Consider the following 18,631-nt stretch of genomic DNA (forward strand, 5'->3'; position numbering starts at 1 on the left):
AACAATTTGCTAAATCGATTTAATTATATTAGTCGAACCAATTTTATTATCAAGCACAAACAGGAAAAACCAACCTGAACCATTACCAATAAACCAATTAAATCTGCATGAAACGTTTTCTACTTTCTATTTTATCGGCAACAATTATCCTCTTAGCACAAAGCAGTAATGCACGCGTCCTTCATCCGCCAGAAGAACGGGCATGGAATGCGCAATGGATCTCCGCCCCCGGTATTACCGGGAATGAATACGGAATTTACTACTTCCGGAAAAACGTTCAGCTTGCTAATAAACCGGCCAGCTTTATTATCCATGTATCGGCTGATAACCGGTATAAACTCTATATAAACGGCACATTAGTATCCCTCGGGCCAGCGCGGGGCGACGCCTTTTACTGGAATTACGAAACGGTAGATCTTGCACCCTATCTCAACGCAGGTAAAAATACTGTTGCCGCATTGGTATGGAACGAGGCCCAGTATCGCCCGGAGGCGCAGATTAGCGTACGTACAGCACTCATTATACAAGGCAACACCGCTGCCGAAGAAATGCTGAATACCAATAATACCTGGAAAAGCACACAAGATAAAGGGTATCAACCCATCTGGGGCTATTTTGCTGCCAGCACCGGCGAAATGGTAGACATGAATAAAAGCATTATGAACTGGTACTCGCCCAACTTTGATGATAGCACCTGGCCAAATGCAACTAATCTTTTCGGCGGGCAACTGAAAGGACAATGGGATGGTTTTGGGTGGCAACTGGTGCCTTCATCAATTCCGCAACGAGAGTTGATCTACGAACGAATCCCGACCATACGTAAAGCCACCGGAATGGATATTCCCTCAACTTTTCCGGGCGCAAAAGCACCGCTGACTATTCCAGCTAACACTACGGTTACCATGCTGCTTGATCAAGCACATCTCACCAATGCCTACCCAACCATTAATTTCAGCGGGGGAAAAGACGCCGGCATTTCTCTAAGCTATGCAGAATCACTTTTTGACAATTTAAGTAAATACGGCATGCGGAAAGGCAACCGTAATGATGTGGAGGGAAAAGATTTTTCGGGCAGAAAGGATAGCCTGATCTCCAATGGCAGTACCGCGCAATCGTATACAACACTCAATTTCCGGACTTTTCGTTACATCCGTTTAATTATACATACACAAAATGAGCCATTAGTTATTAATGATTTGTATGGAATCTTTACCGGGTATCCATTTAAACAAACCGCCATTTTCAATACTGATAACAAGGAGATAAAACAGATTCTCGACATTGGCTGGCGTACTGCCCGTTTGAATGCATTTGAAACTTATACCGATTGCCCCTATTACGAACAGTTGCAGTACATTGGCGACACCCGTATCCAGGCCATGATTTCTTATTACTACAGCGGCGACGACCGCCTGGCCCGCAACGCCATTAACCTGATGGATCATTCGCGTTTGGCCGAAGGCGTTACTCAAAGCCGCTATCCTACTCATGATACCCAAATTATTTCAACCTTTTCGTTATGGTACATAGGCATGCTGCATGATTATTGGATGTACCGCGGCGACAGTACTTTCATTAAAGATAAACTGGATGGAGAACGGGCTGTGTTAAAATTCTTCAGCCAATACCAACAAGCCGACGGTTCGTTAAAAAACACTCCATATTGGACATTTGTTGATTGGGCAAGCGGCAAAAACTGGGAAATTGGATCGCCACCCAAAGGTACGGATGGGAGTTCGGCCATTATTGACCTACAATTATTGTGGGCTTACCAATGGGCTGCGGCAATGGAGACTAAAATAGGATTACCCGATTATGCAGCTTTATACAATAGGCAAGCCGCTAAACTAAAACAAACTATTCAACGCAAATATTGGGACCCGGCCAAGATGTTGTATGCCGATACAAAGGATAAAGATCATTTTTCGCAGCATGCCAATTCATTGGCTATACTTACCGGCATGGTGAAAAATGCAGACCTGACTGCATTATCAAAAAAATTGTTAGCTGATACCTCCCTAACGCAATGTACCATCTACTTCAAATACTACCTGCACCAGGCATTGGTAAAAGGTGGTTTAGGAAACGACTATATAAATTGGCTGGGTATTTGGCGCGATAACATTAAAATGGGATTAACCACCTGGGCCGAATACTCCGACCTTAAATACAGCCGGTCGGACTGTCATGCATGGGGAAGCAGCCCTAATATTGAATTTTTCAGAACAGTTTTAGGCATTGACAGCTATGCACCGGGATTCAGCAAGGTAAAGATTGAACCCCATTTAGGGACATTGACCAAAGCAAGCGGCGAAATTCCACATCCCAACGGAAAGGTGGTGGTGAGTTATGCTTTGGAAAACAGCAAGTGGAAAATAAAGATCAGTTTACCGCGCCACACATCAGGTGTTTTTGTATGGAAATCAAAAACATATATACTTAAAGGCGGTGAAAATGTTATGGTTATTTAAATACAAGCAGCTGAAGACTTACGAAGTTTTTAAAACTTCGTAAGTCTGGATTCTAACTTTTAATTCATCAAATGCCGTTCATCCTGCCGTAAAATCATTTGCTCTCTGGCGCTTAGTAACACCATAATAAACAGTCCGAGTAAAATGCAAACAACAACACCAAAATTAGCAGTAACTATACTCGAACTTACATTTCTTTGTCCGCTTTGAAGCAAGCGGTTACTCTCGCCAACTTGTATTGCAATAAGCTGATCGAGCGATTTAAGGGCCTGGGCAAAAACATATTCGGCGTTATTTTTGTCCGCTTCCTGTTTTCTGAGGTTACTCAGCTGAATGCGAAAAGCTTTCCACTTTGCTGATTCTTCTTTCGTTAATTGAGTAGCTTCATATTTCTTTGCCAATGCTTCTATAGCTGCATAATTACCACTGATTTTAGCCTGGGCATCCGGACCGGAAGCCGCTGCAGTTAGTTTGTTTTCATAAAGCCTATTACTTATTTCATGTACAAAAGTAGCCGGCAGCAGGCGGTCGTTCATAATGGATGTCAGCGTTTTATCCAACGCTTTAACATTGTCCCGCCCATTCCAATTGGCTAATAAAAGCATAGCGGTAAGCGCAGCTAAAGCCAAAACCATTCTTGCTTTATTTTTTATAATGAAAGCCCGTGTCATAACAGTAAATTTTTATTAAAGATAATAAAAGGATGCCCGGTTACAGAAAACCTATCCCCTGCAATTGTATCACTTACGGCTGCTAATATATGGTTCTTTTAAAATTAATCAACCTTTTAAACCCGACGATGAACCTCTGATCTGCAGATTGGTTTTAAGAATTATAGAATGCGAAGCTGTGCTAACTCCTTTTGTATTAAGCTTTTTGAGCAAAACTGTGATCACATTATCAGCTATTTCATCAACCGGCTGGGCTATAGCCGTTACCGGGGGCGAATACAACTTAAAAACATCATAATCGTCAAATGATATAACAGCCATATCTTCAGGCACTTTAATACCCAGTGTACCAAATATTTTAAGCCCGCAGGTACCCACATGGTTAGTACCAAAAACTACCGCGTCGAGATCTTTATGTTTTTTGAAAAACGCTGTCATTGGCTTAATGATCATCTCTTCATCCTGATTAAAAACAATCTCTTTAATAACAGGCGTAAAACGACTTTCTTTCAATGCATCCTTATAACCCTGCATCCGGGCCGCCATTTGTGTTTGTGTGGAAGCGAAAGTAACAAAAGCTATATTTTTATAGCCTTGCTGTATTAAATGCCGGGTAGCATTATAGGTGCTGAACAGGTTGTCGATCTCTACATAGTCGGTATTTACTTTTGGCAAATGCCTATCGAACATCACCACAGGCAAACCGTCCTTAAGTAGTTGTTCCACATCATCTTCAATACCTTCGGGCGGAGCAATAATGTAACCATCTACGTGCCTGTCGCGGAACATATTGATCAGCTCCTTGGTTTTTTGAGTATCATTGTCGGTACTGCAATAAAGTATCTTATATCCGTTTTTATAAGCCCTGTCTTCAATAAGCCGCGCTATGCTGGCAAAAAAAGGATTCGAAATATCTTCAACCATTAAACCAATGGTATTTGACTTACCGGTACGCAGGCTTTTAGCCAGCGAGTTTGGCTTATAGCCTACTTCTTCAACATATTTGGTAACACGCTCTACCAGGTCCTCACCTATCCGTTTTTCCTTGGCCCGGCCATTCAGTATAAATGACACCGTGGTTTTAGAAACCTTTAATTCATTGGCTATATCAACAATCGATAGTTTTTTCACTCGGCTAAAATTGACTAAAATCAAATATAAAATATAATAGCCCAATAACCATAGATTATTGAGCTATTATTGGCCAAAATATAAAAATAAATCGATTAAGCTACATTGATTGCACGCCTTGTTTATTAAGTTTTGGATAACTTATACCGAATAAAAATATCACGGCGTAGCAAATGATAGGCAGATAATAAGCTGTTGCAACATTATGGTTGGCAATGAGGCCCATAATTGGCGGAAACAACCCGCCTCCAACAACCCCCATTACGATAAATGAGGACGCATTTTGCGTTTGCGCCCCTAAATTTTTTAACCCAAGGCTGAATATTGTTGGGAACATAATACTGAAGAAGAAGTTGATGAAAAGCAAAGCTACAAACGAAACCACGCCAAAGCCTTGTGCCACGATTATACACATCAGGATATTGCCTAACGCAAAAATCGCCAGCAATTTATTTGGCGCTATGTAGCGCATTAAAAAGGTACCGATAAACCGACCGATCATCATCATTACCATGCTCAGTGAAAAATAATAACCTGCATGTTCGTCGGTCAAATGCATAATTTCGTGGCCATAGTTAATAAAAAATGCCCAGGTACCTCCTTGTGCTGCAACGTTAAATAACTGGGCTATAGCTGCAAAAACAAAATGCTTTTTCCTGAATAAACTTTCAGAAACATGCCCCTCGCCGGCAACTGCGTATGAATCCGTTGCCACCACGTGTGGGTCCTGCAACGGTGGCACTTTTAAAAATGAGAATGCTACCCCAACCAATGCAATCACGGCCCCTATAGCTATGTAAAGGTGCTTTACCGATATCAGGTCATTTGAATGTTCCTGGCCACCTTTTAAAACAAAATAACCGCCCAGCAGCGGACCGATAACGCCACCAACGCCATTGAAGGCCTGCGAAAAGTTAATACGCTGATCGCTGGTGCGCTGGTCGCCGAGGGAGGCAACAAAAGGGTGTGACACAGTTTCGAGTGTTGCCAAACCACACGCAAGAACAAATAAGGCAATCCTGAAGAAGTCAAACGATTTAGCATCAGCCGCCGGAACAAACAGAAATGCACCTGCAGCATAAAGCCCAAGGCCCAAAAGAACACCGTTTTTATAACCGAATTTTTTCATGAACATACCCGCCGGAATGCCCATCACCGCATAGGCACCAAATAACGATAGCTGTACATAAGCCGAGCGCGATTTTGAAACATGTAAAACATTCTGAAAATGCTTGTTCAAAGTGTCTCCAAGGGTCATGGCTATCCCCCAGAGCATAAATAACGAGGTAACAAAAATGAGTACTACAAGGAACTTACGTTCAGTAAATTTAGGCTGGGTGTCCATTGTGCAGGTTTGTATATTAATTGGACCGGTAAATTAGCTTAAAACTTCAATGTACCCAAAGCTTATTATTTATTTTGTGCCATTACCGGATCATTGTAGGGCTGCACCAATAATTTAACATGATCCTTACCCAACAATGCTGCGTCAAATTCTATCCTTATATCTTTTGATTCGCCTCTCATGAGTGAAAAGTAATTATCATTCATGATAGCAGGTAAAACTTGTTCGCCGGTACTTGCTTTGGTAGCTTGTACACGAATGGCAAAAGCAACCGCCTTTGATGATGATGGGTTACTGATCTTAGCATCTACATAGTACCTGCTATTAATTTGTTTTATCACCGATGATACTTTCAGGTTTACTTTTGGCAGTTGATTAAGGGCGGTAAAATCTGTCCGTTTATTACCTCTCCAGTAAAAATTATCCGATATCAGTTTTCCGTTCTTATCTACCAATTTCAGTTTAATGAAATGAACATCAGTAAGGCCGCTGCTTTGGGGGGCACCACCGTACACCTCAAAATCCCAAAGCGAGTATCCCCAGCCCGAACCACGCTGTAGCCCATACATGCGCACGTAGCGGCCTTTTACCTCATCGAAGGTGATTTGCTGAACGCCGACATGACCATCTCCGCTTTCATAAACATCTTTCCAGGTTTTAGCATCATCAGATACCTGGATTTTGAAAGCTTTACCATAAGCCTCTTCCCAATTCAATTTAGCACCGTTTATCTCTTGCTCCTTGCCAAGATCAACATAGATCCATTCCGCGTCAGTTGAATTACTTGCCCACCGGCTGCCCGAATTACCATCAGTTACAGAACCTGCTTCGCCCATAGTAGTTGATGACGCAAAAGCAGGCTTGTTAAGTGCCAGATTTTCGCGGTTATCGGCGAAAGCCATTGTAAAGCAGTTTAGGGCTGTATTTGATGGCGCGTCGATGGTTTTTGCCAAGCTATATTGCTTTACAATTTGTCCGTCGCTATTGTAAACATCCGCGTAGGCGGTCAATTCATTTTCATCATTACGGGTAGTATTGATCACTTTAATGGCATTGTTTACCGGGTTCCATTGAATGTGTAATGGTTCACAGGCTTTTTTAGCTCCCCAGTAAGCACCGGTAAGGTCATAGTAATAATCATAAGTCTGCCACACCAGTGAGGGGTATGCCGACTGGCTCATCCAGGTCATGATACCCGAAGCATCCTCCCAAATGTTATCTTCCCAGCCTTCGTACATGGCTTTGTTAGTTTCGATGTTTAACAATTGAGCTTTACGGCAATAATCCTCAATACCCGAAGCTGCTCCATATCGGTTTTTAATACCATCATCATACCTGTCGGGCCCGGCATTACCTGCCGACGGGCCGAAGAAATGCAGGTTCCACATCTCATTGCGGGGCCACCATTTATCCTTAGGCATAAACTTCTTAAAGCTATCGAAATTGGTAAATACCGCAGTGCCAATCTCACTACGTAAGCCCCAACCCTGGTTACCACCAAAACCATTGGGAAAACGGCTAAAGTACCAGCGCGGATCAAAGTTAGTCCACGGGCCGCTGCCGGTCAGGTTACCTGCGTGCGAATTGGGTTGATAATACCTGTCATTCCCATCATAAGCGCTGATATCTTCACGAAGCCAGTTATTAAGCGGCGGCAAAGGTTCACCCTCATTATCACCGCACCAAATGGCAATTGAAGGGTGATTCCTGAACCGTTTTATTTTTTCGATGGCATTGGCGTTAAACGTATTTACATCATTAGGCAAATTAGGGATAGAATTAAGCCAGAAATCATCCCAAACCATCATACCGTATTTGTCGCAGGCATCATAAAACTCTTCATCCGTTGTTGATCCAATCCAGTTACGAATGATGTTAAAGTTCATCTCTTTGTGTAAACGTACCTTGGTGTCATACTCATCTCCACGGCAACGCAGCATATATTCGGCCATGCCCCAGTTACCACCTTTTAAAAATACTTTGGTGCCGTTCACATACAAATGCAAAACATGACCAACGGTATCGTAGCTGTACTTTTTAATGCCAAATTTAATCTGTTTGCTATCAGAAACTTCATCACCAAGCTTCAGGCTTAAGTTACAAGTGTACAGGTTGGCTTCGCCGTAGCCATTCGGCCACCAGAGCCTGGGGCCGTTTATTATCAATTGCGAAAAATGTTTAGGGTCGATCCGGATCTCGGCATTACTGTTAGCCCCAACAAATACTTTCTGGGTAAACTGAATATTTCCCGGATTAATAACGCCTGTTAACACACCTGTTTGAAAACCGTCAGTACTATTTTTCACCCCAAGTGAAACAGATACTTCGGCACGAGCTGTGGTAGGCACTTCTGTGCGAATCCAGGGATCATTGATGGTAAGGCTTCCGGTATTGGTCAGGTATACATCATCAGTGATGCCGCTATTAAGGCCTGGAACGTAAGGCATCCAATCCCAACTGGCGCTGGGAATATAGGTTGGACTGGCATAATTTACTAAAGGGTTTAGTGGACAATAAACCAAAACAGCCAATGTATTGGCACTGTTTTTATTAACCATTTTGGTTATATCATACATCCCGCGCTGCATAAAACCATCTAAACTGCCTATCTTTTTTCCGTTAAGGTAGATCTCGGCTTTGCGGTTTATACCCTTAAAGTTGAGCCAGATCTTTTGTTTGGTAAAATTAGCGGGAACATTAAACTCCGTACGGTACCAGAAACTACGATCGTATTTCTTTTTATCAACCTTGTAGATATTATCAGCAAAATTGGGATCCTTTTCTAAACCTGCAGCTACGTATGAAGAGAATACAGTGCCAGGAACAATAGCCTTTACCCAATCTGTAGCTGCATAGTTATTTTTGTAGATGTCGAGGCTATCGGCTCCCAGATCGGCTTGTGCTTTTACTTTCCAGGTTATTTGTTTGTTGGTGTTGTTTAGGTAAAATATTTCCTGCGCTGATGTTTTATTGACCATCATTATCACCGAAGTAAATAACAGAATTGACTTTTTTATTTTGTAAATATTGATCATAAAATCGTTTTAGTAAGTATTAAAATAACTTTCATGTCCTTGTATTCGATTAGACATTCTTTGTCATCCTGAGCGGAGCGAAGGATCTTCTTCGATAAGCAAAGTCGCTATACAGGGCGAAGAAGATGCTTCGTTCCTACCTATAACAAAATTAACAATAGGTGTCATGCTGAGCCTGTCGAAGCATGTTGAGTTGGGCCTCTGCGCGCCCTTCGACAAGCTCAGGGTGACAGTGCCTTTGCACCTAATTTAGATAGTTTATTGTGCCTTCGAAAGCGAAAACGGCCTGTCTTCAGGCGCTATCCCGCGGTTTGTAGCCGGCTTATCCCCCATTTCAAAATGCAATACACCTCCGTTCATGATATCCGCCTGGGTAATCCAGTTATGGGTATATGGTTTGCCATTAAGTGTAGCCGATTGAATATACACATTCTCCTTGCTGTTATTATTAGCCTCAATCACGAACTTTTTGCCATTTTCCAAAGCAATAGTCATCTTTTTAAACAGTGGACTACCAATCACATATTGATCGGTACCGGGACAAACGCTGTAGAAACCGGCGGCACTCAGCACAAACCATGACGACATTTGGCCTTCATCCTCATCACCGGGGTAACCGTTTTCACCGGCGTTATACATTTTATCCATCACATCGCGCAGATGTTGCTGGGCTTTCCAGGGTTGACCAGCGTAGTTGTACATGTAAAGCAAATGGTGAATAGGCTCGTTGCCCTGGGCATATTGTCCCATTTTAAATTCGGCCATTTCTGTCATTTCGTGGATTACCTGGCCGTACCCTCCTACTTTGATGGTTCCAGGCTCTGTAAATACCGAATCTATCTTGGCGGTAAAATTCTTCTCGCCGCCCATCAGGTTGATGAGCCCTTGCGTATCATGAAAAACCGACCAGGTCCAGTGCCAGGCATTGCCTTCGGTGTAAGGGCCGCCCCAATCCATCGGGTCAAAAGGCTCAATCCAGTTACCCTGTGCATCTTTCGAGCGCATAAACCGAGTTTTGGTGTCGAACAGATTTTTGTAGTTGTACATCTGCCTTGCAAAAACCTCCTCATAAAATTTATTGCCGGTAAGCTTAGCTAATTGGTAGCCACAAAAATCGTCATAAGCAAACTCTAGTGTCCAGGCGGTTGAACCAAGAGTTTGCGGCGTAAATGGCACATAGCCATTGGTATAATATTCTTTCCAACCCGGGCGACCGTTAGCACTACCCCATGGGCCTTTGTTTGTTGCTTCGTGATAGTAAGCTTCCAGAGCCTTTTTAGGGTCAAAAGTGCGGATGCCTTTTACCCATGCATCCGCCAACAAGGATATAGAATGGTTCCCCAACATGCCACCGGTTTCAGCCGGGAATGACCACGCGGGAAGCCAGCCACACTGCTGTTGTGCATCAAGCAGCGCCTGTACCAACTGCCCCTCCATTTTAGGATGCAATACTGTATTCAAAGGAAACTGGGCGCGGAAGGTATCCCAAAAACCATTATCGGTATACATATAACCATCATGAATTTTACCATCATAAGGGCTGTAATAGTATGGCTTACCATCTTTTCCATACTCAAAAAACTGGTGCGAAAACAGGTTAGCATGGTACATACAGGAATAAAATGTAGCCTTTTGATCTTCAGTACCGCCCTCAACGGCCATACGGCCAAGCAACTGGTTCCATACCTTGTCTGCTGCTTTATGGGTATCGTCAAATGATTTAAACCTGCCCAATTCGGTATTCAGCGTAAGCTCCGCTTGTTCGGGACTGATATAAGACGAGGCTACTTTAGCCTGCACAGTTTCGCCATCTTTAAATTGAATATACGCTCCAACACCCTCTCCCTCTGCAGTTTGATTTTTTGCGACAAGGGTATTCTTTTTATTTTCCCAGGTGCCATAATTGACAAACGGCTTATCAAAAATGATAACAAAGTAATTTCTGAAATCTTTGGGAGCCCAGCGACAATTGTTCACATAGCCTGTTATTTTGCGCTCGGCAGGAATGATCTTCACTTCACTCATTTTGGTGTAACCATCCAACACAAGGTATGAGGCCTTACCTTTCGGAAAAGAAAACCGTAAATGCGCGCCCCTTTCGGTGGGCGACATTTCGGTGGTGATATTGTTATCAAGCTTTACCTTGTAATAACTTGGTTGCGCTATCTCGTTATCATGACTAAATGATGCCGCCCTTTCATCTTCATTGACAACCAATTTACCGGTAACTGGCATCAGTGAAAACACCGCGTAATCATTCACCCATGAACTGCATTGATGTGATTGCTGAAAACCGCGAATAGTATGCTCAAAATACTGATACTTCCAGCCATCGCCATTTTTACCTGTCTGCGCAGTCCAGGTGTTCATGCCGAAGGGTAGCGAGGTAGCAGGGTAAGTATTACCGTATGAAAACTCATATTTGGTATTGGTACCCTGACGGGTATTCACATACTTTACAAGATTAGTCTCCTGTGCAAATAGGTTTCCGGTATAAATAAGCGCAGCAGCGCAAACAAGCGAACGTATTTTCATTGGTTTATAATGGTATCAGGGCTTGGTGATTGAAGAAATCGTCACGAACAAATTTAACAATTAAATCGATTTAGCAAAATAACATTTTAAATAAGATTACAGCAGAAAGAATCTCCCTGAAAGCTCATTTAAAATATTGGCTATTCAAACTTTACCCTGATAAACCTTGGCCTGTACAGGTTGGGATATTTCTTCAGGTCGTTTAAAAAATCAACGGAATTAATGTTGTAACTGATCAGCAATTCACCGGGCTTTGATAGGCTTGGATGGGCTTTGGCATTATAAACCACAAAGGTTTTGGCAGTCAAATCCGGTTTGCAATCCCATAATTTAATGATCGGGCCGAAAGGACCAACTGGGCTTGCCCCTATCCGCATGCCTACAGATGTAGTCATCCCCCCTACCTGGAATATCAAGGCATAACGGCCATCGGGCAACGGACTGAAGCTTAACTCATTTGATACGCTGCTGGTTACATTAGCAACCTGTTCCATATCGCTTACCCAGGCTTTTCCGTCGTAGAAAGTCCACTTACTGTAATTTTCAAAATCTTTGGGTAAAACACGGGCAACCATCATGTGTTTGGCCATACCCCTCACCCCGTAAACATAAATATATCCATCGGGCTTGGGCGCACCGGCCTCTTTAGTATTTACATAGATTCCCGCACCAAACGAACCACTTTCTCCCTTTTTGTCCATCAGGTAAAACGGCGTATCCATTTGCTTGAGGTCTTTGTAAGGCGGTTTGCTGTTTGTCGGGATCTTGATCAACGTATTACCAACCTCTCTGAAACCAAACGCCTCATTGCTTACATTATGAACCCGGTACCCAAAAATGTAGATATTGTTATTCAGCGCCTGGTTAACAAAGCCATCGCCAAGCCAGTAGTAATCTGTAGGGCCGGTGTTAGGTGTATGTGGGATAAAAACCGACTCGGGTTCGCCTTTGGCATTCTTATCCCAATAAAATTTCATCTGCTTATCCAAGGGCTCATTGCCTTTTAATTCGGCTACCGCATTATGGATCATTACCGCTCCGGGAGCCGTGGTATTGTCACGCACCGCACCAATCATGCTGTCGCTAAAAATAAAAAGCACTTTATCATTGGCTTTTGCCTGGCCGGTTTCCCTGCCATTTAAAGGAATGGTATAAATACCATCGCCACCAAACCAGCCCGAATCACGTTTTAACAAAGCCGACCATTCTGGAGCGGCCTCAACTTTAAATTTAATATTGGTTACATCAACTGTATCTGCCTTTTGAGCAAAGGTTTTGTTTGTTAAGGTCAGGCTCAAAAAAGCTAAACAAGCAAGGGTGTTTTTTTTCATTTCGATATTTATAATACAGGTAAATGTTTGTGCTGATGGGTTCTATGTTTAATAATCAGGGTAGCAAAACCTGTTAATCCGCCCAATAGCATTAAAAAGCCAATTAAGCCCGCCTGTGTAAACGGTAAGCCTAAAAAATGATACACCGGATTTATGCGGATCTGCTCTATCAAAAAGCGCTCGGTACCATTAAGCACAAGGTACAGGAAAAACATAAAGCCGGGTGTAACTATACGTTTACGAAAAGCCCACATCAGGATAAACATGCCAATACACAATGTAGCTTCATAAAACGGTGTAGGATAAACCAGGTTAGCCAGTTGGTTACAATAATTACCGATACACCCCGGTATCGGCATACCTGAGTTTATGGCGTTATGCGGATAATTAAACGCCCACATCCAATCAGGCAACCAGTTCAACATACCGGGTTTTAAGTGCATATTAACCTTCCCCCAATCGCCATCGCCTGAAAGCTGGCATCCAATGCGACCAATACCATAAGCCAGCATCATGCCCGGCGAACCGATATCTGCAAGATGGACCAACTTCATATGATGCCTGTTACCAATGTAGAGATAAGTTAGCGCGCCGAAGATCAATCCGCCGTAATAAGCAAACCCATTTGCTGAAAATATGGTACCCAAAGGGTCATACTTCAAACGGCCAAAATGCTCCACAATATCAAACAGCTTGGCACCGATAAATCCGAAAAAGCCAACACTGAAAACAATCAACCCCATCAATTGATAAGGATGGACACTATATTCAGTTGTTTGCGGTTTTGGCAGCGCGAATTTTTTCCGGTCGTTATAGATCCAGAAAGCAAACGCCCCGCCGATCAGGATTCCGGCAGTTAGGTTTCCCTGAAATGAGAGAATGTAAGCCCTGGGATTTGCTGCGAAAATAGCGTAGTTAAAAACAGCGCCAAAAAGCTTAAATCCGAATAAAAAACCCGGCAAAAAATTAATGGTCATTTCAGCAGCCGAAGCAGGCTTTCCTACAATCACCTTGCGCTTAAACGCGTTGATTTTGCCAATGGCTTCATAGCGTTTAAATTCGGAGGTAAAAACTATGTAGGCAAATAAAAAGGCAAGCGCCATAAAAAAACCAAGCGTTTGGATAGGAAACCCGATCCGCATATGGAACAGGTAAAATATCAGATCGCCGATGGTTGGAAACATATCCTAAATTAAAGTTTATCTGCCAAAACAAAAAGAGCACCGATGCCGGAGCAGCGGCCTCCTTTGTGGTTTATGTATTGATTATTAAAAGCCCGCCTGGATACCCAGATTAATCACCCTTTGGTTAATGTATGCATCGCCCGCCGTATTAGTAGCAATTTCCGGGTCCTGCTGATATTTCTTATAGTTGTCAAACGTAAGCAGGTTATATGCGCTCATGTAGATACGGGCGTTATTGATCTTGAACGGCAGCAGTTTAGTTGGCAGCTGGTAACCGATATCAACAGTTTTTAAACGAACATAATGCGCGTTCAGTAACCAGTAATCAGAGAAATAAGCTGTAGGACTATTTACCGAAGTTGGGTTAGTGGTTAGCCTCGGGAAAGCTGCATTAACCGGATTTTCGGGTGTCCAGCGTTCCTGGTGTATGGGTTGAAACTGGCTTTGGAATGGTTCGATACCTGTACCAATAACTGCAAAACTGTAGTTGAATGATCCCTGCAAAAGCACGCTCACACTAAAACCTTTGTAAACTGCCTGTAACGACAGGCCAAGTATAGTATTTGGCAGGTTGGGATTACCGATTGGTCTTTTATCAAATACGTTGATGACACCATCGCCATTCAAATCCTGGTATTTCAGATCGCCCGGCTGCAGCGGGATACCGTTATCAGGCACCGGAACCGATTTGCTTCCTGAGTTAATTGCGGCAATATCAGCAGCGGTATAGTATCCCATAAAATGATAACCATATTGCTGGCCGATAGAATGGCCGGTTTGTGCAAGCCATGGATAAGCCGGCGTAGCCTCATCTTCAAAAAGGATCTTATTCTTAGCATACGAGAACACGAAGCCCACATTATACTGTACTTTGCCAAGGGTACTGTGGTAGCTGATCTGCCCATCGAGGCCCTGGTTACGGGTTTTACCGATATTTACCGCGGGCAAGCCAACGCCCAATATTTCGGGCACGCTACCCGGAGTAATCAGTTGGTTGTAGCGGATATCATGGAAGTAATCGGCAGTGATGGAGATCTTATCGTTAAATAAGTTGGCATCCAAACCGATATCTATCTTTTTGGCACGTTCCCATACAACGGTTGGGTTGCCTAATGATCCTTCAGAAATGGTTGTATAGCCCTGTGCGGTTTCGCCAAAGTTATAACCGCCACCCTGGTTATAAACCTGATTGTACACATAACGGTTACCCGGTGCAGCATCCGAACCAACCAAACCGTAACTTCCCCTCAGTTTCAGGAGGCTGAAAACCGGCATAGCTTTTTCAAAAAAAGACTCTTTTGCAATATTGTAACCAAAGCTTACAGCCGGGAAAATACCAAAGCGGTGATTTGCGGCAAAGCGGTCGGTACCGTTATAGGCTACGTTAAAATCAAACAGAAACTTCTGCTTAAAATCATACCCAACCTTACCCGATACACCGCGGAATTTCTGTGGAACACCCACCTGTGCTCCATCCAACAATGGATAAGTAAAATAGGTTTGTGAAGTTTGGTTAAACAATAACAATCCAGAAAAATGGTGTGAACCACGGAATGTCCTGTCGTAATTAGCGTAAAGCTGAAGGTTATAATTATTAGTGCTGATATCTGTGCTTCCTGTTAATGCATAAGTTTGGTAAACATAAGTAGCACCCGGTCTTAATGAGTATTGGTTAGTTGTAGGGTCGTAATGATATGCAGGAATCCCGCCGTTAAAAATCTGCTTAGTAAACTGCTCTATACTGGAATATGCCACCCTACCTGTTACCGAAAGCCCATTGGTCAAATCATCCAATCGTTGGGTAGCGCCAAAAAGCACGTTAAAATCGGTACGGCGCGAGTGCTGATAACCTCCGGTAGCCAGCCTTGCATTAAGCGTTGGCAGGTGATCTGGGTTAAAAGATGAATAAGCGTATGAATAGCTTCCGTTAGGATTTAGATACGGCGCGGTAAAAGGTGTTTCCTTGGTAAAATTGTACACTTCACTAACAGCATTCTCGTTGTAAGGCTGGTTTAAATCGGAGAAACGAGTGGTAATATCCAATCGTAAATCAAGCGTTTTATTTGCTTTCAGATCGAGATTTGAACGAAAATTGTAGCGTTTGAAATAATAATTGGTATTCACCAAACTTTGCGGATCGGCAAAATCACGCACTAAACCATTTTGGTTTAACGCGCCACCCGAGATGAAATATTTCACCCCTGTGGTTCCACCGGAAATATCCAGGTTAGCGTTGGTTTGGTAAGTGTATTTCTTAAAAATCTTGTTGTACCAGTCAACATTGGGGTGCCCATACGGGTCAGATCCGTTTTTAAATAGATCGAGATCTTGCTGGGTAAAGCTAAGCGGGATGCCGTCATTATGCTGCGCCTCGTTGATGAGTACTGCGGTATTGTATGAATCTAAAAACTGCGGTGTTTTGGTTGGCTGCTGTATGCCGCTTTCAACACGCAGGTTTACTTTAGGTGTACCGGCCTTACCACGGCGTGTGGTAACCACCAATACACCGTTGGCCCCTTTAATACCATAAATAGCAGAAGTTGACGCATCCTTCAAAATGGAGATACTTTCTATCTCATTTACGTTAATCTGTTGCAACTGGTCATAGCTGTACTCGATATCATCCACAATAATGAGCGGCTGGTTACCTGATGGGTTCAACGAACTTACACCACGGATATAAAAGTCTGAAGCATCTTTACCTGGCTGACCCGAAGCTTGTTGTGAAAAGAAGCCAGGCAATTTACCGGTTAAAGCATTTTGCACGTTAGCGGTGGGTACGGTGCGAATCTCGCTGGCCGAAATAGAGCTTACAGCGCCGGTATTGGTAATACGCTTTCTTGTTCCGTAGGCTACGACAGCAACCTCATCTAAACCATTGGTGTTGGTTTGCAGGATGATATCCATCCGGCCGGTTTCTGATACGCGGAGTTCACGCGGGATGTAACCGATAAAACGCACAATAATGGTATTTGATTTGCCCTTCGGAACAAGCCTGAATTTACCGCTCTGATCTGTAATGGCGCCGTTATTGGCAACGCCTTTTTCAATAACCGATACCCCCGGCAATACCCCGGTAATATCGCGCACAGTACCTGTTATGGTTCGGCTTTGCGCAAATGACACTGCCGGGAGCAGGATCATTAATATCTGGAAGAAAAGTATTATTTTTCTCATAAAGCTTAATTTTTTTGATTTAACTGAATCGGTTTTGAGATTACCATCCTGGATTTTGTTTCATATTCGGATTTTTCAAAACCTCGTCATAAGGTATCGGGTACAGGTACATCTTAGGCGATTCGAATTTGGTCGTGAGCGCATTCACCACATTATAAGTGAGGCTTGAACCTATCTTCACAATGCTCATCCCCTTTTGGGGCTGGTTCATCACGGTGCCGGCAATTTTCCAGCGGCGGATATCAAAGTAGCGGTTCTCTTCAAAAGCCATTTCCAAACGGCGTTCATTTTGAATGATGGCGCGCATCTCGTCTTTAGTCATGCCGGCTTTAAGTCCATAATTACCGGTACCCGCATCAATCCCCGCACGTTTCCGGATGCTGATCACCGCGTTATAAACATCAGCAGTGGCCCCTGCCGACTCATTGAGTGCTTCAGCATAACCTAAAACCACATCAGCATAGCGGAGTATCTGCCAGTCGATCACGTGGGCTGCGTAGGCATTGGTATTTTCGAAGTTGCCCATGAACTTGCGCATGTAGTAACCGGTTTTGGTTTGCTGTAACGAGCCGTTAGGTTTGCTGATGCCACCTTCAAACAATTGCAGATCGGAGTTAAGCCATCTTGTACCGTTGTAAAGCACAGTGTATGTTAAGCGGGGATCACGGTTTACGTAAGGGTTGTCGGGGTTATAACCTGATGCGGGATCGGTAATAGCCAAACCGTTTTGCATCGGGAAGGCATCAACCAATTGCTGGGTTGGACTGGTTTGCCCTTTACCTACCGCCCCTGTAAAGCCTATCGGCCCGTTGGTGGTTTCTATCGATGATGAATTATCAGTTTGGCGAATAAAGATATTTTCCGAACTATTTTGGGTCAGGAATACATCTTTGAAACTGGGTAGTAACGAATAAACGTTCAGATCCATTACTGCTTTTTCAGCAGCGGCGGCCTGCGCCCATCTATCGGCGTTGAAATCGGTATAACCAGTCAGCGGATTTGAGGCATCAATATTTTGCCCGTTAAACAAAGGGCTTGCCGCGTACAGTAGCACCTTTGCTTTTAAAGCCATGGCCGCACCTTTAGTTGGGCGGTGATAGTCGGCATTAGGGTTGCTCAACGGAGCGGTCATCAGTGTGTCTTTGATAGCATCGCATTCACTTACAATGTATTTGATACAATCGGCAAATGAATTTCGGGGCAGGGATACATCATCAGTTATGGTAAATACTTTATTGCCCAATAATGGTACGCCGCCATAGCGTTTAACCAACTCAAAGTAATACAGTGCCCTTAAAAAGCGGGCTTCATCTTTCCATACATATTTCATGGAGTAACCATTGTATTTAGCCATTACTGGTACCACATCAATATTGGTTACAAACTCGTTTGCCTTGCGAATACCGGCGTAATAATAGGCCCAAAGGTTTTCGTCAGTAGGAACAGTGTAAGAGTTATAAGCCGCCGTTGACAGTACGGTAACCTCGTTTGACGCGCCTGCAGCCGATGATATGGCATCGTCACTCGCAGCATCAAGGTAATCACCTCCTATCCTGCTATGGCCATTTTGTAATGATGCGTAAATCCCGTACAGGAACATCTGAGCATTAGTTCCCAACGAATCCTTTTTATCAAATACGTAGTTAATGGTCACCTTATCAACCGGGAATTGCTCGTACTTTTTACAACCTGCCATTAAGGTGATGATGCCGGCGGCCGCTAAAATTATTTTATTGAAATTCTTCATGATC

At 43.4% G+C, this 18,631-nt stretch carries 10 protein-coding genes; 1 reads left to right on the plus strand and 9 read right to left on the minus strand.

Features of this window, described 5'->3' with window-relative positions; all coding sequences use genetic code 11:
• Nucleotides 1-107 precede the first annotated feature (107 nt).
• Nucleotides 108-2,471 carry an alpha-L-rhamnosidase-related protein gene (locus BMX50_RS02870; RefSeq protein WP_091207384.1) on the plus strand — a complete coding sequence of 788 codons (2,364 nt, stop codon included), beginning with the start codon at nucleotides 108-110 and terminating at the stop codon, nucleotides 2,469-2,471.
• 59 nt (nucleotides 2,472-2,530) lie between these two features.
• Here BMX50_RS02870 and BMX50_RS02875 read toward each other — a convergent pair whose 3' ends face one another.
• The 9 genes from BMX50_RS02875 to BMX50_RS02915 all read right to left on the minus strand — a co-directional run bounded on the left by BMX50_RS02875 (nucleotide 2,531) and on the right by BMX50_RS02915 (nucleotide 18,627).
• On the minus strand, nucleotides 2,531-3,142 hold the full coding sequence (locus BMX50_RS02875) for an MCP four helix bundle domain-containing protein (RefSeq protein ID WP_091207386.1): 612 nt from the start codon (nucleotides 3,140-3,142) through the stop codon (nucleotides 2,531-2,533).
• Nucleotides 3,143-3,250: 108 nt separating this feature from the next.
• Entirely contained in the window at nucleotides 3,251-4,273 is a 1,023-nt protein-coding gene (locus tag BMX50_RS02880) for a LacI family DNA-binding transcriptional regulator (RefSeq protein ID WP_244280827.1), read from the minus strand.
• A gap of 100 nt (nucleotides 4,274-4,373) precedes the next feature.
• Complete coding sequence (fucP, locus tag BMX50_RS02885; protein ID WP_091207388.1) at nucleotides 4,374-5,618, minus strand: L-fucose:H+ symporter permease; 1,245 nt, start codon at nucleotides 5,616-5,618, stop codon at nucleotides 4,374-4,376.
• Nucleotides 5,619-5,683: 65 nt separating this feature from the next.
• Nucleotides 5,684-8,653: a discoidin domain-containing protein gene (locus BMX50_RS02890; RefSeq protein ID WP_091207390.1), complete on the minus strand. Its 2,970-nt coding sequence runs from the start codon at nucleotides 8,651-8,653 to the stop codon at nucleotides 5,684-5,686.
• Between the two features lie 258 nt (nucleotides 8,654-8,911).
• Entirely contained in the window at nucleotides 8,912-11,188 is a 2,277-nt protein-coding gene (locus tag BMX50_RS02895) for a GH92 family glycosyl hydrolase (protein WP_091207392.1), read from the minus strand.
• Between the two features lie 140 nt (nucleotides 11,189-11,328).
• On the minus strand, nucleotides 11,329-12,519 hold the full coding sequence (locus BMX50_RS02900) for a DUF4185 domain-containing protein (protein WP_091207394.1): 1,191 nt from the start codon (nucleotides 12,517-12,519) through the stop codon (nucleotides 11,329-11,331).
• A gap of 8 nt (nucleotides 12,520-12,527) precedes the next feature.
• Entirely contained in the window at nucleotides 12,528-13,703 is a 1,176-nt protein-coding gene (locus BMX50_RS02905) for a prolipoprotein diacylglyceryl transferase (protein WP_091207396.1), read from the minus strand.
• Between the two features lie 84 nt (nucleotides 13,704-13,787).
• Nucleotides 13,788-16,880 carry a SusC/RagA family TonB-linked outer membrane protein gene (locus BMX50_RS02910; RefSeq protein ID WP_091207398.1) on the minus strand — a complete coding sequence of 1,031 codons (3,093 nt, stop codon included), beginning with the start codon at nucleotides 16,878-16,880 and terminating at the stop codon, nucleotides 13,788-13,790.
• A 40-nt stretch (nucleotides 16,881-16,920) separates the two neighbouring features.
• On the minus strand, nucleotides 16,921-18,627 hold the full coding sequence (locus tag BMX50_RS02915; protein WP_091207399.1) for a RagB/SusD family nutrient uptake outer membrane protein: 1,707 nt from the start codon (nucleotides 18,625-18,627) through the stop codon (nucleotides 16,921-16,923).
• Between the last annotated feature and the right edge of the window lie 4 nt (nucleotides 18,628-18,631).

Source organism: Mucilaginibacter gossypiicola (assembly GCF_900110105.1).
GTDB lineage: Bacteria > Bacteroidota > Bacteroidia > Sphingobacteriales > Sphingobacteriaceae > Mucilaginibacter > Mucilaginibacter gossypiicola.